The 22,688-nt window shown below is 71.7% G+C and carries 20 protein-coding genes; 16 read left to right on the top strand and 4 right to left on the bottom strand.

The features are described from left to right. Positions 1–109 precede the first annotated feature (109 nt). Complete coding sequence (locus tag ABTY98_RS27535) at positions 110–658, bottom strand: hypothetical protein (RefSeq protein WP_352223687.1); 549 nt, start codon at positions 656–658, stop codon at positions 110–112. Positions 659–992: 334 nt separating this feature from the next. Between ABTY98_RS27535 and fmt the strand changes: the two genes are divergently transcribed. The 4 genes from fmt to ABTY98_RS27515 all read left to right on the top strand — a co-directional run bounded on the left by fmt (position 993) and on the right by ABTY98_RS27515 (position 5,409). Beyond that, positions 993–1,925, top strand: coding sequence for a methionyl-tRNA formyltransferase (gene fmt, locus ABTY98_RS27530; protein WP_352223686.1), 933 nt, complete (start codon positions 993–995; stop codon positions 1,923–1,925). A gap of 84 nt (positions 1,926–2,009) precedes the next feature. Next, on the top strand, positions 2,010–3,437 hold the full coding sequence (locus ABTY98_RS27525) for an RsmB/NOP family class I SAM-dependent RNA methyltransferase (protein ID WP_352223684.1): 1,428 nt from the start codon (positions 2,010–2,012) through the stop codon (positions 3,435–3,437). A 163-nt stretch (positions 3,438–3,600) separates the two neighbouring features. Continuing rightward, positions 3,601–4,287 (top strand): ribulose-phosphate 3-epimerase, encoded by a 687-nt coding sequence (rpe, locus tag ABTY98_RS27520; protein WP_352223683.1) that lies wholly within the window; start codon positions 3,601–3,603, stop codon positions 4,285–4,287. Positions 4,288–4,365: 78 nt separating this feature from the next. Next, positions 4,366–5,409 carry a sugar-binding transcriptional regulator gene (locus ABTY98_RS27515; protein ID WP_352223682.1) on the top strand — a complete coding sequence of 348 codons (1,044 nt, stop codon included), beginning with the start codon at positions 4,366–4,368 and terminating at the stop codon, positions 5,407–5,409. A gap of 244 nt (positions 5,410–5,653) precedes the next feature. Here ABTY98_RS27515 and ABTY98_RS27510 read toward each other — a convergent pair whose 3' ends face one another. Both ABTY98_RS27510 and ABTY98_RS27505 read right to left on the bottom strand, forming a co-directional pair. After that, positions 5,654–6,256, bottom strand: coding sequence for a TetR/AcrR family transcriptional regulator (locus tag ABTY98_RS27510; RefSeq protein WP_352223681.1), 603 nt, complete (start codon positions 6,254–6,256; stop codon positions 5,654–5,656). Positions 6,257–6,321: 65 nt separating this feature from the next. Continuing rightward, positions 6,322–7,617, bottom strand: a complete 1,296-nt coding sequence (locus ABTY98_RS27505) for an MFS transporter (protein ID WP_352223680.1) — start codon at positions 7,615–7,617, stop codon at positions 6,322–6,324. 304 nt (positions 7,618–7,921) lie between these two features. On the opposite strand from ABTY98_RS27505, the gene ABTY98_RS27500 reads away from it, so the two are divergent. From ABTY98_RS27500 to ABTY98_RS27475, 6 genes are all read left to right on the top strand, one after another. Further along, on the top strand, positions 7,922–8,269 hold the full coding sequence (locus ABTY98_RS27500) for an alpha/beta fold hydrolase (protein ID WP_352223679.1): 348 nt from the start codon (positions 7,922–7,924) through the stop codon (positions 8,267–8,269). Between the two features lie 155 nt (positions 8,270–8,424). After that, on the top strand, positions 8,425–9,387 hold the full coding sequence (locus tag ABTY98_RS27495; RefSeq protein WP_352223678.1) for a Dyp-type peroxidase: 963 nt from the start codon (positions 8,425–8,427) through the stop codon (positions 9,385–9,387). A gap of 82 nt (positions 9,388–9,469) precedes the next feature. Further along, the gene (locus ABTY98_RS27490) at positions 9,470–9,781 is read left to right on the top strand and encodes a barstar family protein (protein ID WP_352223677.1); all 312 of its coding nucleotides are present in this window, start codon (positions 9,470–9,472) and stop codon (positions 9,779–9,781) included. 171 nt (positions 9,782–9,952) lie between these two features. Beyond that, complete coding sequence (locus ABTY98_RS27485; RefSeq protein WP_352223675.1) at positions 9,953–11,395, top strand: GuaB1 family IMP dehydrogenase-related protein; 1,443 nt, start codon at positions 9,953–9,955, stop codon at positions 11,393–11,395. 238 nt (positions 11,396–11,633) lie between these two features. Next, positions 11,634–13,088 (top strand): amino acid permease, encoded by a 1,455-nt coding sequence (locus tag ABTY98_RS27480; RefSeq protein WP_352223674.1) that lies wholly within the window; start codon positions 11,634–11,636, stop codon positions 13,086–13,088. A gap of 8 nt (positions 13,089–13,096) precedes the next feature. Next, positions 13,097–13,549, top strand: coding sequence for an Lrp/AsnC family transcriptional regulator (locus ABTY98_RS27475; protein ID WP_046726552.1), 453 nt, complete (start codon positions 13,097–13,099; stop codon positions 13,547–13,549). 171 nt (positions 13,550–13,720) lie between these two features. Here the strand turns inward: ABTY98_RS27475 and ABTY98_RS27470 are convergent, their stop codons facing one another. Further along, entirely contained in the window at positions 13,721–14,461 is a 741-nt protein-coding gene (locus tag ABTY98_RS27470; protein WP_352223673.1) for a GntR family transcriptional regulator, read from the bottom strand. Positions 14,462–14,686: 225 nt separating this feature from the next. Between ABTY98_RS27470 and ABTY98_RS27465 the strand changes: the two genes are divergently transcribed. The 6 genes from ABTY98_RS27465 (at position 14,687) to ABTY98_RS27440 (ending at position 22,625) form a co-directional block, all read left to right on the top strand. Next, a complete protein-coding gene (locus ABTY98_RS27465) occupies positions 14,687–15,847 on the top strand; it encodes an ABC transporter substrate-binding protein (protein ID WP_352223672.1) in 1,161 nt (386 codons plus the stop codon). Beyond that, a complete protein-coding gene (locus ABTY98_RS27460) occupies positions 15,844–16,743 on the top strand; it encodes an ABC transporter permease (protein ID WP_352223671.1) in 900 nt (299 codons plus the stop codon). Before ABTY98_RS27465 ends, ABTY98_RS27460 begins: the two co-directional genes overlap by 4 nt. Further along, positions 16,728–17,546 (top strand): ABC transporter permease, encoded by an 819-nt coding sequence (locus ABTY98_RS27455; RefSeq protein ID WP_352223670.1) that lies wholly within the window; start codon positions 16,728–16,730, stop codon positions 17,544–17,546. Before ABTY98_RS27460 ends, ABTY98_RS27455 begins: the two co-directional genes overlap by 16 nt. Positions 17,547–17,549: 3 nt before the next feature. Continuing rightward, positions 17,550–18,626 (top strand): ABC transporter ATP-binding protein, encoded by a 1,077-nt coding sequence (locus ABTY98_RS27450; RefSeq protein ID WP_352223669.1) that lies wholly within the window; start codon positions 17,550–17,552, stop codon positions 18,624–18,626. Positions 18,627–18,698: 72 nt separating this feature from the next. Beyond that, positions 18,699–20,150, top strand: a complete 1,452-nt coding sequence (locus ABTY98_RS27445) for an HAD-IA family hydrolase (protein ID WP_352223668.1) — start codon at positions 18,699–18,701, stop codon at positions 20,148–20,150. A gap of 177 nt (positions 20,151–20,327) precedes the next feature. Next, positions 20,328–22,625, top strand: a complete 2,298-nt coding sequence (locus ABTY98_RS27440; RefSeq protein WP_352223667.1) for a sensor histidine kinase — start codon at positions 20,328–20,330, stop codon at positions 22,623–22,625. Positions 22,626–22,688: the final 63 nt, after the last annotated feature.

Genomic DNA, 22,688 nt, shown 5'->3' with positions numbered 1-22,688 from the left:
GCTGTTGTTTCTGGTCAGCGGTTGTCCGGTCAACCGCTGTCCGGGTCTGCCGTTGCGCGGGTCTGCCGCTGTCCGGGTTTGCCGCTGTCCGGGTCTGCCGTTGCGCGGGTCAGCCGTTGCGCGGGCCTGGGAAGGCTGTTGGCCTCGCCTCGTCGCGGAGGGTGGGGCTGCCCGCGGTCGGCTGGGTCGGCATGGAGCGGGCGGCCGGGACCGTGGGGACCGTGGGCAGGCCGGCGCCCACGTTGATCGTGCGGGTGCCGGACGGCTCCGTCGGCCGTTCGGTCTCGGCGACCGGCGTCGGCTGGGCCGCGGCGCGACGGGCGCCGTAACGGCGGTGCACCGCCTGCTTGGTCACCCCGAGCGCGGAGCCCACCGCGTCCCACGAGAAGCCGAGTGAGCGGTCGAAGTCCACGGCGGCCGTGACCAGGGTTTCGACGCTGTCCCGGAGTTCCTGGGCAAGGCGGACCGTCGGGGCGGGGGCGCGTCCGTAGACGACGAAGCCCGTGGACGGGCCGGAGCGGCGCGGGCGGTAGACGTTGCCCAACTGGGCGGTGAGGGTGCGCAGTGCGTCCACCTGCCGGCGGACCCGCTCGATGTCCCGCACCAACAAGTGCAGGCTGGCCCGGGCCTGGGCGTCGTGGGTTGCGTGGTCGGCCATGAACAAGCCTCTCGAACCGGCGTTGAAAGGAATGGGCCGCGTATGCGGCCCGTTGTGGTCAACTCTTTCTTGACCAACGCGTGGGCGCTCCGCTGGTCACGGTGTGGGGGCGTATGGGCATATGCGTACGCCGTGCGCCGGGGTGTGCACCACCCGGAGTGTTGTGGCGTTCTCTCCGGGCCGCGCACCGCCCGTTCGGGCCGGCAGAGAGGCTGAGGCGACCTGTGGGGCCTTCGCCGTCGGCGGCTTGCGGTTCGTGGGTGGTGGTTTCGGGTTGCGGCATAGACTTGTGCGTTGCCCGTGTTCGTCCCGTCCGAGAGGCCCTCAGTCGCCCATGAAGCTTGTCTTCGCCGGTACCCCCGAAGTCGCCGTTCCCGCTCTGGACGCTCTCATCGCCTCCGGGCGGCACGAGGTGGCCGCCGTGGTCACGCGGCCCGACGCGCCGGCCGGGCGGGGCCGCAGGCTGGTCGCTTCCCCTGTGGCCGAGCGGGCGATGGAGGCCGGGATCGAGGTGCTGAGGCCGCAGAAGCCGCGCGATCCGGAGTTCCTTGAGCGGCTGAAGGCCATCGGGCCGGACTGCTGCCCGGTCGTCGCCTACGGTGCGCTGCTGCCGCGGGTCGCCCTCGACGTGCCGGCCCACGGGTGGGTCAATCTGCACTTCTCGCTGCTCCCCGCCTGGCGTGGGGCGGCGCCCGTCCAGCACTCCATCATGGCGGGCGACGAGATCACGGGCGCGTCCACCTTCCTGATCGAGGAGGGCCTCGACTCCGGGCCCGTCTACGGGACCGTCACCGAGGAGATCCGGCCCACCGACACCAGCGGTGATCTGCTGACGCGGCTCGCGTTCGCCGGGTCCGGGCTGCTCGCCGCGACCATGGACGGCATCGAGGACGGCACGCTCAAGGCCGTACCGCAGCCGGCCGAGGGCATCACCCTCGCCCCGAAGATCACCGTCGAGGACGCCAGGGTCGACTGGTCGGCGCCCGCGCTGCGGGTCGACCGGGTGGTGCGCGGCTGCACTCCCGCCCCCGGTGCCTGGACCACCTTCCGCGGTGAGCGGCTCAAGCTGATCCAGGTCACGCCGGTGCCCGAGCGGACCGACCTCGCGCCGGCCCAGATCGCCGTCGGGAAGCACAGCGCGCACGTGGGGACGGGGTCCTACGCCGTGGAACTGCTCTGGGTGCAGGCCCAGGGCAAGAAGCCGATGCGGGCGGCCGACTGGGCGCGTGGCGTGCGCATCGGCGCCGGGGAGACCCTCGGCGACTGAGCCGCCCCTTCTCAGCAGCGGCTTTCCGGCGTGCGCGGCGTACCCTGGGAGTCGCATCATTCCCATAACCGGAGCACCTTTTTCGTGAGCCAGCAGTCGCGGGGGCCGCGTCGGCCCGCCAAGCCCTACCGTCGTCCCCAGAAGGACCCCGTCCGCCTCCTCGCTTTCGAGGCGCTGCGCGCCGTGGACGAGCGGGACGCGTATGCCAACCTCGTGCTGCCGCCGTTGCTGCGCAAGGCGCGGGAGAAGGAGGGGCTCGACAAGTTCGACGCGAGGGACGCCGCCCTCGCGACCGAGCTGGTGTACGGGACGCTGCGCCGGCAGGGGACGTACGACGCGATCATCGCCGAGTGCGTCGACCGGCCGCTGCGCGAGGTCGACCCGCCGGTGCTGGACGTGCTGAGCCTTGGTGTCCACCAGCTCCTCGGCACGCGGATCCCGTCCCACGCCGCCGTGTCCGCCTCCGTCGAGCTGGCCCGGGTGGTGCTGGGAGACGGACGGGCCAAGTTCGTCAACGCCGTACTGCGCAAGGTCGCGCAGGAGGACCTCGACGGCTGGCTCGCGAAGGTCGCGCCCTCCTACGACCAGGACCCCGAAGACCATCTCGCCGTGGTGCACTCGCACCCGCGGTGGGTCGTCTCGGCACTCTGGGACTCCCTGGGCGGGGGCCGTGCGGGGATCGAGGAACTGCTGGCCGCCGACAACGAGCGGCCCGAGGTGACGCTGGTCGCCCGGCCGGGGCGGGCCACCGCCGAGGAGCTGCTCGATGAGGAAGCGGCCGTGCCGGGGCGCTGGTCGCCGTACGCGGTGCGGCTCAGCGAGGGTGGGGAGCCCGGCGCCATCGAGGCCGTGCGGGAGGGCCGGGCCGGTGTGCAGGACGAGGGCAGCCAGCTGGTGGCCCTCGCGCTCGCCAACGTGCCGCTCGACGGCCCGGACCGGACCTGGCTCGACGGCTGCGCCGGGCCGGGCGGCAAGGCCGCGCTGCTCGCCGCGCTCGCCGCTGAGCGCGGGGCCGTACTTCTTGCTTCGGAGAAGCAGCCGCACCGGGCCGGTCTGGTGGAGAAGGCGCTGCACGGCAATCCGGGGCCGTACCAGGTCATCGCCGCCGACGGCACGCGGCCGCCGTGGCGTCCCGGCACCTTCGACCGGGTGCTGATGGACGTCCCGTGCACCGGGCTCGGTGCCCTTCGCCGCCGCCCGGAGGCGCGCTGGCGCCGCCGGCCCGAGGACCTCGACAACTTCGCCCCGCTGCAGCGTGCGCTGCTGCGTACCGCGATCGAGTCGGTGCGGGTGGGCGGGATCGTCGGGTACGCCACGTGCTCGCCGCATCTCGCGGAGACGCGCGCGGTGGTCCAGGACGTGCTGAAGCAGCACCCGGAGACGGAGCTGGTGGATGCGCGCCCGTTGCTGCCGGGTGTGCCGGAGCTGGGCGAGGGGCCCGACGTGCAGCTCTGGCCCCACCTGCACGGTACGGACGCGATGTACCTGGCGCTGATCCGAAGGACTGGCTGACGTCGGCTGAGGAGCGCCCCGTCAGGGGCGCGCGGCTGTGTCGATTTGCGGCCACCGCCGCGTGAGCGCGACCAGCCCCCAGCCACCCGCGGATGACCCGCAACCCCGACCACCCCCGAACCCCACGGGGCCCGAACCCGGCAGGGCATGGCACGCTTGACGCATGGCCGTGCAGATCAACCCCAGCATCCTGTCCGCCGACTTCGCCCGCCTCGCGGACGAGGCCAAGGCGGTCGAAGGCGCCGACTGGCTCCACGTCGACGTCATGGACAACCACTTCGTCCCGAACCTCACGCTCGGTGTGCCGGTCGTAGAGTCCCTGGCCCGGGCCACGGACACCCCGCTGGACTGCCATCTGATGATCGAGGCCCCCGACCGCTGGGCACCCCAGTACGTCGAAGCGGGTGCCTCCTCCGTCACCTTCCATGTGGAAGCGGCGGCCGCCCCGGTGCGGCTCGCGCGTGAGATCCGGGCGAAGGGTGCCCGTGCCTCCATGGCGCTCAAGCCCGCGACGCCCATCGAGCCGTACGAGGACCTGCTCCCCGAGCTGGACATGCTGCTGGTCATGACGGTGGAGCCGGGCTTCGGCGGCCAGTCGTTTCTCGACATCATGCTGCCGAAGATCCGCCGTACCCGGGAGTTGATCAGCAAGCACGGGCTGGAGTTGTGGCTGCAGGTGGACGGTGGAGTTTCGGCGACGACGATCGAGCGGTGCGCGGACGCCGGAGCCGACGTTTTTGTGGCAGGTTCAGCGGTGTACGGGGCAAACGACCCGGCAGAGGCGGTACGTGCACTACGCACCCAGGCAGAGGCGGCCACGGCCGCCGCGTCGTGGGCGTGCGACCACTGAGGTACGGGAACGTGAACGGCTCCGATCAGGGCTGATCGACTGCGCCGGATCTGCAAGGATGAACGGCGTATCCAGAGTGTGAACAGCAGTGAGGAGATGGCCGTGTCGGGTATGTCGGCGGGCCGGTCAGCCATGCGGATGGGACCCGCTGAGCTGGTGCAGGCGGCGGCCATGGCCCGCCGCTTCTACCTCGAGGGCAAGTCCAAGATCCAGATCGCTGAGGAGTTCGGCGTCAGCCGCTTCAAAGTGGCCCGGGTACTGGAGACTGCCCTCGAAAGGGATCTCGTACGCATCGAGATCCGTGTGCCGGCCGAACTGGACGCGGAGCGCTCCGACGCGCTCCGCGCCCGCTACGGTCTACGGCACGCCGTCGTGGTCGAGTCCCCGGCCGAGGCGGAGGAGACCCCCGACCCCGAGAACCTCGGCGAGGTCGCCGCCGACCTGCTCGGCGAACTCGTCAACGAGGGCGATGTGCTCGGTCTCGCCTGGGGCCGGTCCACCATCCACATGGCGGCGGCGCTCGACCGGCTGCCCCCGTGCACGGTGGTGCAGCTGACGGGCGTGTACGACGCCGGGACCTCCGAGCGGGGTTCGGTCGAGGCCGTCCGGCGCGCCGCGCAGGTGTCCGGCGGCGACGCCCACCCCATCTACGCGCCGATGCTGCTGCCGGACGCGGCCACCGCGGCCGCGCTGCGCAACCAGACCGGCATCGCCCGGGCCTTCGAGTACTTCGACAAGGTCACGGTCGCCTGTGTCTCCATCGGCTCCTGGGAGCGCGGCATCTCGACGGTGCACGACATGCTCAGTGACGAGGAGCGTGCGCACTACGCCACGCTCGGCGTCGCCGCCGAGATGGCCGCGCACCTCTTCGACGCCGACGGCCGCCGAGTCGGACGCGACCTGGGGGAACGATGCATCACGGTCAAGGCCGACCAGCTGCGCCGTATCCCCGAGGTCGTCGCGATCGCGGGCGGGCAGCGCAAGGCGGCCGCGATCGACGCGGTGCTGAGGTCGGGGCTGGTCACCAGCCTCGTCACCGACACCTCGGCCGCCGACTACCTGATGACGACCGGGCCGACGCCCAAGCCGACGCTGAACCGTTCCGACCCCGACGGAACCTGACGGGGATCATGGCAACGCCGCGGCGGCATCGATGACGACGCTGCCGCGGCGCTCCATGGCGTCGGCGTTGGCCGCGGTCGCGAGGACGGCAGTGGCGGGCGCCCAACTCCGGGGCCGGTGAAGCCTTTTCCTGCCCTCGTGCGATGACCGCCGTGTCGAAGCCGCAGTTGCCGCCGAACCAGCAGACGGCGGTTGTCGACGAACTCGCTCTCTGGAGCGGGCCTCGGGAAACGGGCTCTCAGGCTCAGGAACGTGCGGCCAGCGCCGCGTCGATCAGGACTGCTGCTGCCTGCCGGGCGACCGCGCCCGCCGACGGGTCGCGGTCCATCCGCGCGGACAGGCCGCCCCCGTCGTACAGCAGGTGGAGCTGGCGGGCGAGGCCCTCGGGGTCCGGGGCGCCGGCGTCCCGGGCGAGGTCGGCGAACAGGGCCCGCACCCAGGCGCGGTAGGCATCGGAGACCTCTTCGATGGCGCTGCCCTGCTTGGCCTCCGCGCTGGCCGCCACGAAGGCGCAGCCGTGGTAGCCCTGCTGGGTGAAGAGCGCGGCCTGCGCGTCGAAGACGGCCAGCAGCCGCTCCCGCGGATCGTCGGTGCCGTCGACGGCGCGCAGCAGCCGAGCGGACACCCTGGCGTACCGGGAGTCGAGGTAGGCGCGGATGAGCTGTTCCTTGCCGCCGAAGGTGTTGTACAGCGAGGCCTTGGCGACCCCGGCGTGCTCGATGATCCGGTCGATCCCGACCGTCTGCACGCCCTCCGCGTAGAACAACTCGTTCGCGGCCGAGAGCAGCCGCTCCCGTGCCGTGGAAGCCTTGGCACTCGACGCCTTTGCACTCGACGTCTTCGTCATGCCACTCACCCCACTCACCTTCTCGACAACTTCCAGCCTATGGCTGACCAGACCGGTCTACTCAGTCACCGGGACGCCGTGTCCGCGCGTTCGGCCTCCCGGGCCTCGACGGCCGGCGAGCCTCCGGCGGTCACCAGCACCCCGGGCGCGCTCTGCGGACCGCCGCGCAGCAGCAGGGCGGCGAGGGCCAGCAGTGCCAGGGCGATGACCACCGCCCCGTACTCCTCGGAGGTCGGGACCAGCCCGCCGCCGTGCACCACCAGCGCCCCGGCGATGACGGCGGGGACGCCCATGCCGAGATAGGCGACGACGAACAGCAGGGACAGCACGCCCGAGCTCTCGTGCGCCTTGGTCAGCGGCAGCACGGTGCGGATGCCGCCCTGGAAGCCGCTGCCGAAGCCGAAGCCGGCGACGGCCGTCCCGACGAAGAACAGCACCGGTGCGCTCTGGGCGACGGCCAGCAGTGTGAGGGTGACGCCGACGATCAGCGCGCCGATGCCGGTGTACATCACGGTCGTCGCCCCGGCGCTGCGCAGGACGAGGACGGAGGCGGCCGCGACGAACGCGAGGACGAAGAGGCCGAGGCCGCCGTAGACCGCGGAGTCGGAGCCGACCAGGGTGCGGACCAGGGCGGGGCCGAGGGAGCCGTAGAACCCGGCGAGCGCCCAGACGGCGAAGATGACCGGGGCGGCCGCGAGAGCGGCGCCACGGACCGTGCGCGGCAGCTTGATCTCGGGCACCAGGGCGGCCAGCGCGCCCGGCTCACGGGTGACGGTCTCGTCGATCAGGGTGATGGCGACGGCCTGGGCCACGAACACGGCGAGCAGGCCGAGGTAGATCATATGGGTCGGGGCAGGCAGGTACTGCACGACGAAGCCGCTGATCAGGGCACCCGTCGCGGTGCCCAGGCCGGGAGCGAAGGCGTTCGCCACGGTGCCTCGGGAGCGGTTGATGTCCATCATCGCGGCGCCGACCGCACCGAGCGCGGCACCGGTGGACAGGCCCTGCACGACCCGGGCGACGAGCAGTTCGCCGACGCCCCCGGCGACGGAGAACAGCACCATCGCGACGGCCTGGGCGGCGATCGCGGTGATCAGGACGGGGCGGCGGCCGACGTGGTCGGACAGCTTGCCGAGGACCAGCAGGCCGGAGAGCACGGCGATCGCGTATATGCCGAAGACCACGGTGGTGGTGATCGGGCTGAAGCCCCATTCGGCCTGGTAGGACGCGTAGAGCGGGGTGGGCGCGCTGGACGCGGCGAGGAAGGAGACGACGATGGAGGCGAGCACGTAGAACGCGGCGCGGGGCGGGATCGGCTTGCTCGACGCCTTGGTTCGCTCGGGCGATGCGAGGTGGTTCATCGGGGAGATCCTTCGCGGGGGCGGGGCGGGGCGGGGCGGGGCGGGGCGGGAGATCGTCGGTTCGCAGACGTGTGCAGTGAGTAGACCAGTCTGTCTAACTGACCCGGTCAACCTCATAGACAGATCTGTCTATTCCGGCGGAGCGAAACAATCTTCGGTCGAACCGGGTGGCCGGAGGTCAGCTCGCCGACGACGCCCCAGCCGGTCATCGACCAGCTCGGCTACGCGAGTACGTGGTCGTCGGCCACTCCATGGGCGGCAAGGTCGCCCAGCTCCTCGCCTCCCGCCCGGGCTCAAGGGCCTGGTGCTTGTCGCGCCCGCGCCGCCCGCCCCGGTCGGGGTGACGCCCGAGTTCCTGCGCCGCCAGGTCCAGGAGGACAGCTCCCGGGCGGGGGAGGCGGCCCGCTCGGCCTGGCCGTGGCAGGGGCTCGTCGAGGACCTTTCCGGCGGCGTCGGGAAGATCGACGTACCGGTCCTGGTGCTGGCCGGCAGTGACGACAGGGTCGACCCGCCGCAGGTGCTGCGCGAGCACCTGCTCCCCCTGATCCCCACCGCGACCCTCACCGAGCTGGACGGGGTCGGCCATCTGTCCCCACTGGAGGCACCGGACCGGGTCGCCCGGCACATCGAGGTCTTCCTCCGGACTCTGTGAGCGCACTCCGGGAGCCGATCTCGACGCTGTCGTATGGAGCGTCGGCATCGGCTGAGCGCCGCCGACCCCGATTATGTGTACGACGTACCTGTACGACTTGCGTGCACGGCGTATGTGTACGGCAGGCCGAGTGTCGATCGCATCGGGAGGACGCGGTGACCACTGAACCCCAGCCCGCAGGGGAAGCCGAACCACAGCCCGTGCTCAGCCCGTTGACCACCGCCGCGATCTTCCTGGTGGTCACCGTCCGCCCCGGGCACGAGGAGCAGGTACGGCAGGTGCTGGGTGACCTGAGCGCGCTGCGGCGCAGCTTCGGGTTCGGTTGGCCCGAAGCCGCCCTGAGCTGTGTCGCGGGGATCGGCTCCGAGGCCTGGGACCGGCTGTTCGACCACCCGCGCCCGGCCGGGCTGCATCCCTTCCGGCCCCTGGCAGGCTCCCGGCACACCGCGGTCGTCACCCCCGGCGACCTCCTCTTCCACATCCGGGCCACCCGCTTCGACCTCTGCTTCGGGCTCGCGGCGGAGATCATGCACAGGCTGCGGGACGCGGTGACCGTCGAGGACGAGGTGCAGGGCTTCAAGTACCTCGACGCCCGCGACCTGCTGGGCTTCGTCGACGGCACCGAGAACCCGGTCGGCGCCGCCGCCCGCAGGGCCGTCCTGATCGGCGCGGAGGACCCCGCGCACGCCGGCGGCAGCTATGTGGTCGTGCAGAAGTACCTGCACGACCTGGACGCCTGGAACGCGCTGCCGGTCGAGACCCAGGAGCGGATCATCGGCCGTACCAAGGCCACCAACATCGAACTGGAGGAGCCCGCTTCCCACGTGGACCTCAACACGGTCACCGGAGAGGACGGCGAGGAGCAGGACATCCTGCGCGACAACATGCCCTTCGGAAGCCCCGGCCAGGGCGAGTTCGGCACCTACTTCATCGGGTACGCCCGTACGCCGGACGTCATCGAGCGCATGCTGCGCAACATGTTCCTCGGTACGGCGGACGCCGGCCACGACCGGATCCTCGACTTCTCCACCGCGGTCACCGGCACCCTCTTCCATGTGCCCTCCGCGGACTTCCTCGACGACCTGCCCGCGGCTCCCGAGACCGCCGGGAAGGCATGACGCCGGTGCGCATTGTCACCCGGCGCACCGGTGGGATCTACTACACCGGTGATGTCCACAACCCCTCCCGGGCGGTGCTGAGATGACGACGAGTCCGCATCTGGTCATGCTCGACCTCACCGAGGTCGCCGACAAGGCCGGCCTCATGGACCGCGCCGCCGCCGCGCTGAGCCTGCCCGACTGGTTCGGCCGCAACTGGGACGCCCTCGCCGACAGTCTCCGCGACCCCTCGGTCTGGCCGCCGGAGGCCCTCGACCGCGGGCTCCTCGTCGTCGTCACCGGCTGGCAGGGATACGCGGGGACCCGGCCGGACGAGTGGAAGACCGCCCAGGACGTGTTCGCCCAGGCGGCCGCCGGAGAACCGAGGCTGACGGTGGCGCTTGCCCTCGGCTGACGCGAGGAGCCCCGCGCACAGCCCTTGGATGTTCCTCCCAAGGGCCGCTGACCTGCCTGGACGTTCGTCCCGGGCACCGCATACCGGTCGCCATGGGACAATCAAGTACGTGCTTTTCCCCTTGGCCGGCCGGTCCGGGGGTCACCTCTGATCGACCGGGATGTGCGGCACGTGCGTTTCCTCAATGACATCCAGCCCGCGTACGACCTGACGTACGACGACGTCTTCATGGTGCCGAGCCGCTCCGCGGTCGGCTCGCGTCAGGGCGTGGACCTCAACTCGCCGGACGGCACGGGCACCACCATCCCGCTGGTCGTCGCCAACATGACCGCGATCGCGGGCCGGCGGATGGCCGAGACGGTGGCCCGGCGCGGCGGACTCGTCGTGATCCCGCAGGACATCCCGATCGATGTGGTCACCGATGTCATCACCTGGGTGAAGAGCCGCCACCTGGTGCTCGACACCCCGATCGTGCTCGCCCCGCACCAGACCGTCGCCGACGCGCTGGCCCTGCTGCCCAAGCGCGCGCACAACGCCGGTGTCGTCGTCGACGAGGACGGCCGCCCTGTCGGTGTCGTCACCGACCGGGACCTCAACGGCGTCGACCGCTTCACCCAGCTGGCCGAGGTCATGTCCCGTGACCTGCTGCTCCTCGACGCGGACATCGACCCGCGCGAGGCGTTCAACAAGCTGGACGCGGCCAACCGCCGCTACGCCCCGGCCGTCGACCAGGACGGCAAGCTCGCCGGCATCCTCACCCGCAAGGGCGCCCTGCGCGCCACGCTGTACACCCCGGCCACCGACGCGCACGGCAGGCTGCGCATCGCCGCCGCCGTCGGGATCAACGGGGACTTCGCGGACAAGGCCAAGCAGCTGCTCGACGCGGGCGTCGACACGCTCGTCATCGACACCGCCCACGGCCACCAGGAGTCGATGATCAGCGCGATCAGGCTGGTCCGCGGGCTTGACCCGCAGGTCCCGATCGCGGCCGGCAACATCGTCTCCGCCGAGGGCGTCAAGGACCTCGTCGACGCGGGCGCGGACATCATCAAGGTCGGCGTGGGCCCCGGCGCCATGTGCACCACCCGCATGATGACCGGCGTCGGCCGGCCGCAGTTCTCGGCGGTCCTGGAGTGCGCCGCCGAGGCGAAGAAGTACGGCAAGCACGTCTGGGCCGACGGTGGTGTCCGGCACCCGCGTGACGTCGCCATGGCGCTGGCCGCGGGCGCGTCCAACGTGATGGTCGGCTCCTGGTTCGCCGGCACCTACGAGTCGCCGGGCGACCTCCAGCAGGCGGCCGACGGGCGGCTGTACAAGGAGTCCTTCGGCATGGCCTCCGCGCGTGCGGTGCGCAACCGTACGTCCGACGAGTCGGCCTACGACCGGGCCCGCAAGGCGCTCTTCGAGGAGGGCATCTCGACGTCCCGGATGTTCCTCGACCCGGCCCGGCCGGGTGTGGAGGACCTGATCGACTCGATCATCGCGGGCGTGCGGTCCTCGTGCACGTACGCCGGTGCGGGGTCCCTGGAGGAGTTCGCCGAGAAGGCGATCGTGGGCATCCAGAGCGCCGCGGGCTACGCGGAGGGCAAGCCGCTGCACGCGAGCTGGAGCTGACCTCCGCGCGCCCCTGAAGGGGTGCGTTGCCGGTGCGCGCAATGAATGTGCACCCTCCGACCCCACACGCAACGATTTTGCGTGTACGTGCAAGGTTGCTGCATTACGTCCGTGAAGCGTCGGCTCATAGGGTCGTGCGCTGTACGTGGCGTGGCTGGGACCCCGCTCGGCGGGTCCCAGCGGGATGGGCGCCGTCGGTCCCCGGCCGCCCAGACCCGCAGCGACGAAGGAGCCGCGCGTGCTTGACCAAGGCGCACCCCCACGAACCGACGTTTCCCCCTCCGTCGGCGCCCGTCTGATGCGGCGGAAGCCCGTCGAGCGGCTGGTGGCCGAAGGCGGGCAGGGTGAAGGCGGCACGCTCCGGCGTTCCCTCGGGCTCTGGCAGCTGACGATGATCAGCATCGGCGCCACCCTCGGCACCGGCATCTTCGTGGTCCTGGGCCAGGCCGTCCCCAAGGCCGGCCCGGCCGTCACCCTCTCCTTCGTGATCGCCGGGCTGACCGCGCTCTTCTCGGCGCTCTCCTACGCCGAGCTGGCGGGCACCATCCCGGTCGCCGGCTCCTCGTACTCCTACGCATACGCGACGATGGGCGAGCTGATCGCCTGGGTCTGCGGCTGGTGTCTGCTCCTGGAGTACGGCGTCTCGGTCGCCGCGGTCGCGGTCGGCTGGGGCGAGTACCTCAACGAGCTGCTCGCCGGGACCATCGGCGTCACCCTCCCGAAGGCCCTGTCCGCGCCGCCCGGTGTCGACGGCGGTGTCTTCAACCTGCCCGCCCTGATCGTCGTGCTCCTCGCGATGGTGTTCCTGCTCGGCGGTGCCAAGGAGTCGGCGCGGGCCAACACGATCATGGTGTCTGTGAAGATCGCCGCGCTGGTGCTGTTCTGCGCCATCGGCTTCATGGGCTTCAGGTCCGGCAACTACGCCCACTTCATGCCGCTGGGCATGGCCGGCGTCAGCGCGGCCGGGGCGACGCTGTTCTTCTCGTACATCGGCTTCGACGCCGCCTCCACCGCCGGCGAGGAGGCGAAGAACGCGCAGCGCGACCTGCCCCGGGCCATCATGCTGTCGCTGGTCATCGTGACGGCGCTGTACGTCCTCGTCGCGGCGGTTGCCGTCGGTGCGAAGCCGTGGCGGCAGTTCAACGACTCCGAGGCCGCCCTCGCCCAGATCATGCGGGACGTCACCGGCCAGAGCTTCTGGGGCACCCTGCTGGCCGCCTGCGCGGTCGTCGCCATCGCCAGCGTGGTCCTGACCGTGCTCTACGGCCAGACCCGCATCCTCTTCGCGATGTCCCGGGACGGCCTGGTGCCCAAGGTGTTCGCCAAGGTCCACCCGAAGACCGGAGCGCCCCGGGCCAACACCGTGATCGTCTCCCTCTTCTGCGGGGTCCTCGCCGCCGCGATCCCGTTGGGGCAGCTCGCCGACGCCACCAGCATCGGCACGCTGTTCGCCTTCGGCCTGGTGAACATCGCGGTGGTGGTACTGCGCCGCACGCGCCCGGCCATGCCCCGCACCTTCCGCGTCCCGCTGTCCCCGCTGCTGCCCGCGCTGGGCTTCGGATTCTGCGTCTGGATGATGGGCAGCCTCTCGGCCGTCACCTGGGTGGTCTTCGGTGTCTGGATGGCGGTCGGGCTCGTGTTCTACTTCGTATACGGCTATCGCCGGTCCCGTCTTGCAACACCTGAAAGCTGAACGACCCCTTGCTGAACGATCTCGACGAACGCATCGTGCACGCCCTCGCCGAGGACGCCCGCCGCTCCTATGCGGACATCGGGCAACTGGTCGGCCTGTCCGCGCCCGCCGTCAAACGGCGCGTGGACCGGCTGCGCGCCACCGGCGCGATCACGGGTTTCACCGTGCGGGTCGATCCGGCGGCCCTCGGCTGGGAGACGGAGGGGTTCGTCGAGATCTACTGCCGGCGCAACACCTCACCGGAGACCATCCAGCGGGGCCTGGAGCGCTACCAGGAGGTGGTGGCCGCGTCCACGGTCACCGGCGAGGCCGACGCGGTCGTGCAGGTCTTCGCGTCGGACATGCGGCACTTCGAGAGGGTGCTGGAGCGGATCGCCGGTGAGCCGTTCGTCGAGCGGACCAAGTCGGTGCTGGTGCTGTCGCCGCTGCTGAGGAGGTTCTCTTCGGGGGCGCCGGGGTGAGGGACGGGGAGAGCTCGGGGGGTGCGGTCGTATGCCGGGTGCGGGTGGTGTGTGGCTTGTCGCGCAGTTCCCCTAAAGGCAACTCAGCTGATTCCCACCTATAGGGGCGCGGGGAACTGCGCGATCAGCCACCACTCACCCGCACCCGGCATACGACCGCACCCCCGCCCCCTACTCCGCGGTCTTCCGCGCCAGCGCATTGCTCCCAATGGAGTTGTGCACGCTGAAACTCACCGCATCCGGCCGATACCGGTCGTCCGACCACTCCACCGGCCGCCCTTCCCGCGTCGTCGTCACCCGCCGCACCCGCAGCAGCGGACTCGACCGGCGTACGCCCAGCAATTCGGCGTCCCGCGCGCCGCAGGCGACCGCGTCGATGACATGCTCCCCGTACGCGAAGACCAACCCCGTGTCGTCGTAAAGCCGTTGTGTGACTGACGGACACTCAGGCTCTATCGCCTCCACCGCCGGGGAGATCCAGTCCGCGTACACCGTGCGCTCCAGCAACACCGGCTCGCCGTCCAGGCCGCGTACCCGGAGTACGTGCAACACGGGTGTGCCGACGGGGAGTTGGAGGCGCACCGCGTCCTCCTGTGCGGCCGGCCGGTACTCCTGGGAGACCACGTGTCCCGTCGCCTCGCGGCCCATCGCCTTCGCCCACTGCGCGAAACTGCGCAGCTCCGCGAAGCTCTGGCTGCGGCGGCTGGCCAGCACCACCCGGCGGGCGCCCTGGCGGGAGCCGATCAGGCCCTCGGAGGTGAGCGCGGCGACGGCCTGGCGGACGGTGCCGCGGGACACGCCGTAGTGCGCCGCCAGCTCCGTCTCCGAGGGCAGCCGACTGCCGACGGTGTACTCCTCGCGGTCGATGGCGCACCGCAACTCGTCGGCGATCTCCTCGTGTCGCGCCGTCATGCTTCCCCTCTGAGTAGGCCGCTGTGCACAGCGTGACCAGCCTAATCGACGGTGTGGGGTGATTCGTGTCAGCCGTGAATGTGCAGGGAAACGGGGGCCGGTGTTTCTGCTGTGTTCATGAACAGGTCACTCACGCCGGGCGTACTGGGGCCGACTTGTTCAGACAAGTTCGCTCGGCGCCGCCCACAGCGCTACCCACCCTCGTGCGTACTCCCTGGAGAGACCGTGACCGTGTCCCTGCCGAGAACCGCCGTCCTCGGCGGCTCCCTCGCCGTCGTTGCCGCGTTCGCCCTGAGCGCCTGCGGCGCCGCCCCCGACAACGCGTCGTCCACCACCTCCGACGGCAAGAACGCCGCCACCGCCACCTCCGCCGCCGACCTCGGCGGCATGGACAAGCTGGTCGCCGCAGCGAAGAAGGAGGGCACGCTGCACATCATCGCCGTGCCCCGTGACTGGGCGAACTACGGCGCCATCATCGACGGCTTCCAGAAGAAGTACGGCATCAAGATCGAGGACGAGAGCCCCGACGGCTCCAGCCAGGACGAGATCAACGCCGTGACCTCGCGGAAGGGCCAGGACCGGACCCCGGACGTCCTCGACCTCGGCTCGTCCTTCGCGCTCAGCGCGGCCCAGCAGGGCCTGCTCGCGCCGTACAAGGTCACCTCGTACGCCGACATCCCCACCGGCCAGAAGGACCCGCAGGCCCGCTGGTACAACGACTACGGCGGCTACATCTCCATCGGCTGCGACGCCAAGCGCGTCAAGACCTGCCCGACCACCTTCGCCGACCTGCTCAAGCCGCAGTACAAGGGCCAGGTCGCCCTCAACGGCAACCCGACCAAGTCCGGCTCCGCCTTCGGCGGCGTGTACGCGGCCGCGCTCGCCAACAAGGGCTCCTTCGACGACATCCAGCCCGGTCTGGACTTCTTCGCCAAGATCAAGAAGAACGGCAACTACACGCCCGTCGAGTCCACCCCGGCCACCGTCGAGAAGGGCGAGACACCCATCTCGATCGACTGGGATTACCTGAACGCCGGGTACGCCGACGAGTTCAAGTCCAAGGGCGTCGACTGGAAGGTCGCCATCCCCACCGACGGCCAGTACGCCCAGTACTACTCGCAGGCCGTCAACAAGGACGCCCCGCACCCGGCGGCCGCCCGTCTGTGGCAGGAGTACCTGTACAGCACCGAGGGCCAGAACCTGTGGCTCAAGGGCTACGCCCGTCCGGTCCTGATGACCTCCCTGGAGTCCGCCGGCACGCTGGACAAGACCGCCGCCGCCAAGCTGCCCGCGGTCTCCGGTACGCCGTCCTTCCCGACCGAGGCGCAGCAGGACAAGGCCAAGACCGTCCTTGCGCAGGGCTGGTCGAAGGCCGTCTCCGGATGACGGCCACGCTCACGCGGGCCGACGTGGCGTCCGCCGCTTCCCAGAAGCGGCGGCGCCGCGCCCCCGGCTGGCTGGCCGTCGTCCCGCTGCTCGTCTTCACGGCCGTCGCCTTCGGGCTGCCGGCCGTGGCCATGCTGAACGGCGCCTTCACGGTCAAGGACCCGGCCAGTGGGGCAAGTTCGTACACCGGGCGGAATCTCAGCGACTCGCTGCAGGGGCCGTATCTCACCGCCCTCGTCGGGAGCGTCAAGCTGTCCGCTCTCTCCGCGGGGCTCGCGGCCGTCCTCGGGCTGCCGCTCGCGCAGGCCGTCGTCAGCTCGCGCTCCCGGGCGCTGCGCGAGGCCGTGCTCACCGCCTCCGGTGTGCTCGCCAACTTCGGCGGTGTACCGCTGGCCTTCGCGTTCGTGGCGACCCTCGGCAACGCCGGTGTGCTGACCGTGCACCTCGGGCTCGCGGACCACGGCTGGGACCTGTACAGCTTTTGGGGACTGGTCCTGGTCTACCTCTACTTCCTGATCCCGCTGATGGTCCTCACCATCACCCCCGCCCTGAACGGACTGCGGGCACAGTGGCGGGAGGCCGCGCTCAACAACGGCGCCACCGGTGTGCAGTACTGGCGGTTCGTGGCGCTGCCCGTGCTCGCGCCCTCGCTGCTCGGCGGCCTTGTGCTGCTCTTCGGCAGCGCCTTCGCCGCCTACGCCACCGCCGCGGCGATGGTCGGCAGCGCGGTCCCGCTGGTCACCCTGCAGATCGCCGACGCCCTCTCCGGCAACGTCCTGGTCGGCCAGGAGAACGTGGCCCTCGCCCTGAGCCTCGACATGGTGCTGGTGGCGGGCCTGGTGATGGCCGTGTACCTGCCCCTGCAACGACGGAGTGCCCGATGGCTCGACGCCTGACCCCCTGGCGCTGGGCCGTCCTCGGCCTTGCCACCCTGTACTTCCTGGTCCCGCTGGGCGCCTCCGTCGTCTTCACCGTCGACGTGCCGGGCCAGGGCGTCACCTTCGACGCGTACACCCAGATCCTGTCCGCCGACGGCTTCCTCTCCAGCCTGCTGCTCTCGCTGGAGCTGGCGGTGGCCACCATCGTCGTCGTGCTGCTGCTGATGGTGCCGGCCGTGGTCGCCCTGCGGCTGAGCGCGCCCAGGCTGCGGCCCGTTGTCGAGATCGTCTGCTCACTGCCGCTGGTGGTGCCGCCGATCGCGTTCGTCGCCGGGATCGCGAGCGTGCTCAAGTGGGGGCCGGACTACCTGTCCAGGACCCCGCTCTTCGAGACGTTCGTCGCCATCCAGAACCCGGACTTCCCGGTCGTACTGGTCCTCGCGTACGTCGTGATGGCGCTGCCCTTCGTCTACCGGGCGCTGGACGCCGGACTGCGGGCGATCGATGTGCGCACCCTCGTCGAGGCCGCCCGCAGTTGTGGGGCTTCGTGGCCGCAGGCCCTTGTCCGGGCCGTCCTGCCCAACCTGCGCGGGGCGCTGCTCAACGCGGCCTTCCTCACCCTCGCGCTGGTGCTCGGCGAGTTCACCGTCGCCCGGCTGCTCGGCTTCGAGCCCTTCGCCGTCTGGATCTACAACGTCGGCGGCTCGCAGGCCCAGATGTCCGTCGCCGTGTCCGTGCTCAGTCTCCTCGTGACCTGGGCCCTGCTCCTCGCGCTCGCCGGTGCCGGCGGCCGTGACCGTACCGCTTCCTCCCGGGGATGAACCATGAGTGTCAGCACGCCCGAGAAGGCCACCACCACGGCCGCCACCGTCGAATTCCGGTCGCTGCGACGGGAGTTCGGCGCCACCGTCGCCCTCGACCGACTCGATCTGACCGTCCGCCCGGGGGAGTTCCTGGCCCTGCTCGGCCCGTCCGGCTGTGGCAAGACCACCGCGCTGCGCATGCTCGCCGGGTTCGAACACCCCGACTCCGGCGCGGTGCTGGTGGACGGCGAGGACGTCACCCACGTCCCGGCGCACCGCCGTGACGCCGGGATGGTCTTCCAGTCGTACAGCCTCTTCCCGCATCTGAACGCCGTCGACAACGTGGCGTTCGGGCTGCGCATGCGCAAGGTCCGTACGGCCGAACGGCGGGCCACGGCCTCCGAGTTGCTGGAGCTGGTCGGACTCGCCGACAAGGGGGAGCGGTTCCCCCACCAGCTCTCCGGCGGCCAGCAGCAGCGCATCGCGCTCGCCCGTGCCCTCGCCCTGCGGCCCCGGGTGCTCCTCCTCGACGAGCCGCTGTCCGCCCTCGACGCCAAGGTCCGGCTGACGCTGCGCGAGGAGATCCGCCGGCTCCAGCAGGAACTCGGCATCACCACACTGTTCGTGACGCACGACCAGGAGGAGGCGCTGTCCGTCGCCGACCGGGTCGCCGTGATGCGCGCCGGGCGGCTCGAACAGTGCGCCGAGCCCGCCGAGCTGTACGGCCGTCCGGCCACCGCCTTCGTCGCCGAGTTCGTCGGCACGATGAGCCGGATCCCGGGCACGGTGAAGGACGACCGGGTCGAGGTGCTCGGGCAGCGGCTGCCGGTCGACGGGCCGGTGCCGGGTGCGAGCGAGGTCGACGTGCTGGTGCGGCCCGAGGCGGTCCGGGTGCGCGCGGACGGCACCGGTACGGCCACCGTCGTCGCCACCGCCTTCCTGGGCGCGGTCGTCCGGGTCACCGTACGGCTCGCCGACGGCACCGAGGCCAAGGCCGATCTGCCCGCCCATGAGGCCGCCGGGCTCGGCGCCGGAGCCGCTGTGAGCGTGTCGCTGCCCGAGCGGCCGGTGCTCGTGGCGGACCGTGCGCAGGGGTGAGGAGCCCCCGCCGGAGAACCACAGCCATTCGTCCAGAAGTCCAGAAGTCCAGAAGTAAGGAATGACAACAACGTGACCCCCCACCCCCGGCTCCCGCTCCAAGCCGTCCTGTTCGACATGGACGGAACGCTCGTCGACACCGAGCGACTGTGGTGGGAGGCGGTGGAACGCGTTGCCGGGCGGACGCTCGGCGAGGCCGACGAGCCCGATGTGCTGGGCCGGCCGGTCGAGCACACCGCCCAGTGGCTGGCCGACAGCACCGGCAGGTCCGGCACCGACCTCGCGGCCGAGCTGCACCGGGAGTTCGCGGGCCGCGTCCGCACCGGCATCGTGCCCCGCCCCGGCGCCCTCGACCTGCTGGACGCGCTGGCCGCGGCCGACGTTCCCACCGCCCTGGTCACCGCGTCCCCACGCGCGGTCGCCGACCTCGTGCTCGACGCGCTCGGCCCCGGCCGGTTCGCCGTATCCGTCACCGCCGACGACACCGGCCGCACCAAGCCCGCCCCCGACCCCTACCTCGCCGCCTGCCGCGCCCTCGCTGTCGACCCGGCGGCCTGTGTCGCCGTCGAGGACACCGAGACCGGGGTCGCCTCCGCCGAGGCCGCCGGCTGCGCGGTCCTCGCCGTACCCTCGCTCGCACCGATCGGCGGCGCCCCGGGCCGGACCGTCCGGGACACCCTCGTCGGGGTCACCCCCAAGGAGCTGAGCGACATGGCCGTACCGGAACTGCGGGTCATGTCCTGGAACCTGTGGCTCGGCGGCAGCCGCATCGACGACCACCGCGCCAAGCAGGTCAAGGCCGTCCTCGACACCGGTGCGGACGTCGTCGGCCTCCAGGAGACCGCCGGCACCTCGGCCCGGGAACTCGCCGAGGCCCTCGGCTGGCACCACCACTCCGCCGGGGAGAACCTCGGAATCGTCAGCCGCTATCCCATCACCGCCCGCCTCGGCGACCCGGAGGTCGGTTTCTACGGAGCCGCCGGGGTGCGGATCGCCGTACGTCCCGGACGCGAGGTCGACATCTGGACCGCGCATCTGCACTACACGCCGTACGGGCCCTACGAGTTCCACTTCGACGGGCTCGGGGCGGCCGAGCTGATCGCCCACGAGGAGGTGCGGCTCGGGCAGTTGCGGGAGGCGCTGCGGTGGATCGGGGACGGCGCGGTGCCCGTGGTGCTCGTGGGGGACTTCAACTGCCCCTCCCACCTGGACTGGACGGACGTCGAGTGGCCGGTGACCAGGGCCGCCGAGGAGGCGGGGTTCCGCGACTCCTACCGGGAGGTCCATCCGGATCCGGTCGCCGCGCCGGGGCACACCTGGTCGCCGATCCACCCCGTGCGGGAGGACGGCAGCGGGCTGCCCGAGCCGCAGGACCGGATCGACTACGTGCTGCACAGGGGGCTGCGCGTGCTCGACTCCCGGACCTATGTCAGCGGCACCCCGACGCCCTGGCCCGAGGTGGCGGGCAACGACTGGCCCTCCGACCACGCGGCCGTCGTCAGCACGTTCACCGTCGAGCCTTAACCCGGGGTTACCCGGGGCAGCCATTGCGGTCATGGGGGCCATCCCGTAGGTTGTGCCGGGCTCCTTACTCGCTGGTAACACCGGTAGGTATCCATGCGCTCGCCCTCCCCCACCCTTCGGCCGGGGGGACACCCATCTCGCTTCGCTCGCCGACCCACCACAGTCCGCGCGCGGATCGTGGCGCTCGCCCTCGCCCCGGCCGTCGCACTGACGGCCCTGTGGAGCTTCGCAATGGTCTCGGTCACCGCCGAACTACGCGCGCTGATCAGGCTCCAGGGGGTGTACGACGACTTCGGCACCCCCGTCGACACCGCCGTCGGGCAGATCCAGATCGAACGGCGGCTGTCGGCGGCCTACCTGGGCTCACGGCTCGACACGGCGACCGCCGCCGACCTGCTCGGACAGCAGCGGCGCACCGACCGGGCGGTGGACGCCATGCGGGACGCGATCCAGGGCGGTGACCGCGGCCGACTCAGCGAGCGGCAGCGCGAGGCCCTCGACGCGATGGTGACCGCCACCGGCAGGCTGGAGAGACTGCGCGAGCGGGTGCTGTCCCGGAAGATCTCCTGGGACAGCGCCGTCAGCGACTACAGCGCGCTCGTGGAGCCCGGCTTCGACGTCGAGTCCACCCTCACCGCACTCCAGGCCGGACAACTGGCCCGGGAGGCCCAGGTGGTGATCGAGCTGGTGCGGGTACGGGAGTTCGTCTCCCGCGAGGACGCACTGGTCGCGGGCGCACGCGCCGCCGGGCGGCTCACCGACGGGCAGTACGCCGGCCTCACCGAGACCATCGAGGACCGGCGCGTCTTCGAACGGACCTATGTCCCCGACCTGCCGTCGGACTCACGGGCGCTGTTCGAGGAGTTCCAGCGCGGCGAACTGCACCGCTCGCTGGTGCGTGGCGAGGACGCGTTGCTGCGGGCGGGTGCGACCCGGGCCGGCGCGGCCGTCGCGGCGGACACCTGGCGTTCCACCATGGGCCGGGCCGTCAAGCAGTACATGCTGCTGTGCACCAAGTCGGCGGAGAACTCCGCCGCGCGCGGCCGGGCCTTCGCCTACCGGGAGCTGACCGAGGCGGCCGTCGTCGGTGTGGTCGGGCTGGCGGCGGTGGTGCTCTCGCTGTGGTTCGCGGTGCGCGGGGCGCGCCGCATCTCGCGCCGCCTGGAAACCCTGCGGGACGCGGCCGATCTGCTCACCGCACACCAACTGCCCGCCCTGATGGACCGGTTGAGCACCGGTGAGGACGTGGACGCGGTTACCGAGGCACCGCCGCTGGCCGCTCGGGAGGCCGGGGACGACGAGATCGGGGACGTCGGCCGGTCGTTCAACAGGGCGCGGCTGGCCGCGGTCGAGGCGGCGGTGAAGCAGGCCACGCTGCGCAGGGGCCTGTTCGCGGTCCTGCTCAACATCGCGCGCCGCAACCAGGCCCTCGTCCACCGGCAGCTGAAACTCGTCGACACCCTGGAGCGACGCACCGACGACCCGGCCGTCCTGGGCGAGCTGTTCCGCATCGACCATCTGACCACCCGGATGCGCCGGCACGCGGAGAGCCTGATCATCCTCTCCGGCGCGACCCCCGGGCGGCGCTGGCGGCGGCCCGTGCCCGTCGCCGACGTGGTGGCCTCGGCGGTCGGCGAGATCGAGGACTACACACGGGTCGTGGTGCCGCCGATGCCCGAGGTCGGGGTCGCCGCGGACGCCGTCGCCGACGTCGTGCACCTGCTCGCCGAGCTGCTGGAGAACGCCACGGTGTTCTCGCCGCCGCACACCCAGGTCACGCTGCGCACCGGCCGGGTCGGCCAGGGCTTCACCCTGGAGATCGACGACCGGGGCCTCGGCCTCGACGCCGAGCAGCTCGCCGAGGCCCACCGCACCCTCACCGACCCCGAGGCCTTCGACCCGACCCGCCACGACCGCCTCGGCCTCTACGTCGTGGGCCGCCTGGCCGCCCGGCACGGCATCGAGGTGACCCTGCGCGAGTCGCCGTACGGGGGTACCACCGCGGTGGTGCTGCTGCCGCGGGCGGTGCTGGCGGAGGTGTCGGAGGAGGGGGAGCGGCGAGCGCCGTCGGCGTCGGCGTCGGCGTCGGCCCAGGGACGCCGGCCCGGCGCGGTGGGCGGCGCGCTGCCGGCGCGGGGTGGTGCCGCGCTCCTCGCGGAGGACATGCGGCCGGGCGGGCCGGACACGGGAGCGGAGCCGGGCGCCCGGTCGGGCGGGACTGCGGAATCCGGTTACGACGTGTCCCGCGCGCCCGTCGCCCCCGCGCTGCCCACCCGGCGGCGCCAGGCCTCCCTCGCCCCCGAACTGCGCACCGAGCCGGCGCCCAGGGAAGCACGCGACCTGGACGCCGAGGAGATGAGGGCGGTCTTCGGAGCGTTCCAGCGGGGCCTGGACCGGGGGCGCAAGGGACTACCCGTCGACACGGACGAGCCGCCCCCCACCGAGGAAAGGACGCCCTCCGCCGATGACCACTGACAACCGCCCCGCCCCGAACCCAGGCCCCGCCCCTGACGCGGATGCCGACCGCAGTGCTGGTCC

It is taken from the genome of Streptomyces sp. NPDC096040, assembly GCF_040303265.1.
In the GTDB taxonomy this organism is placed as follows: domain Bacteria; phylum Actinomycetota; class Actinomycetes; order Streptomycetales; family Streptomycetaceae; genus Streptomyces.
Note: the sequence above shows the minus strand (reverse complement) of the source record. Positions and strands in the feature narration are given on the sequence as shown.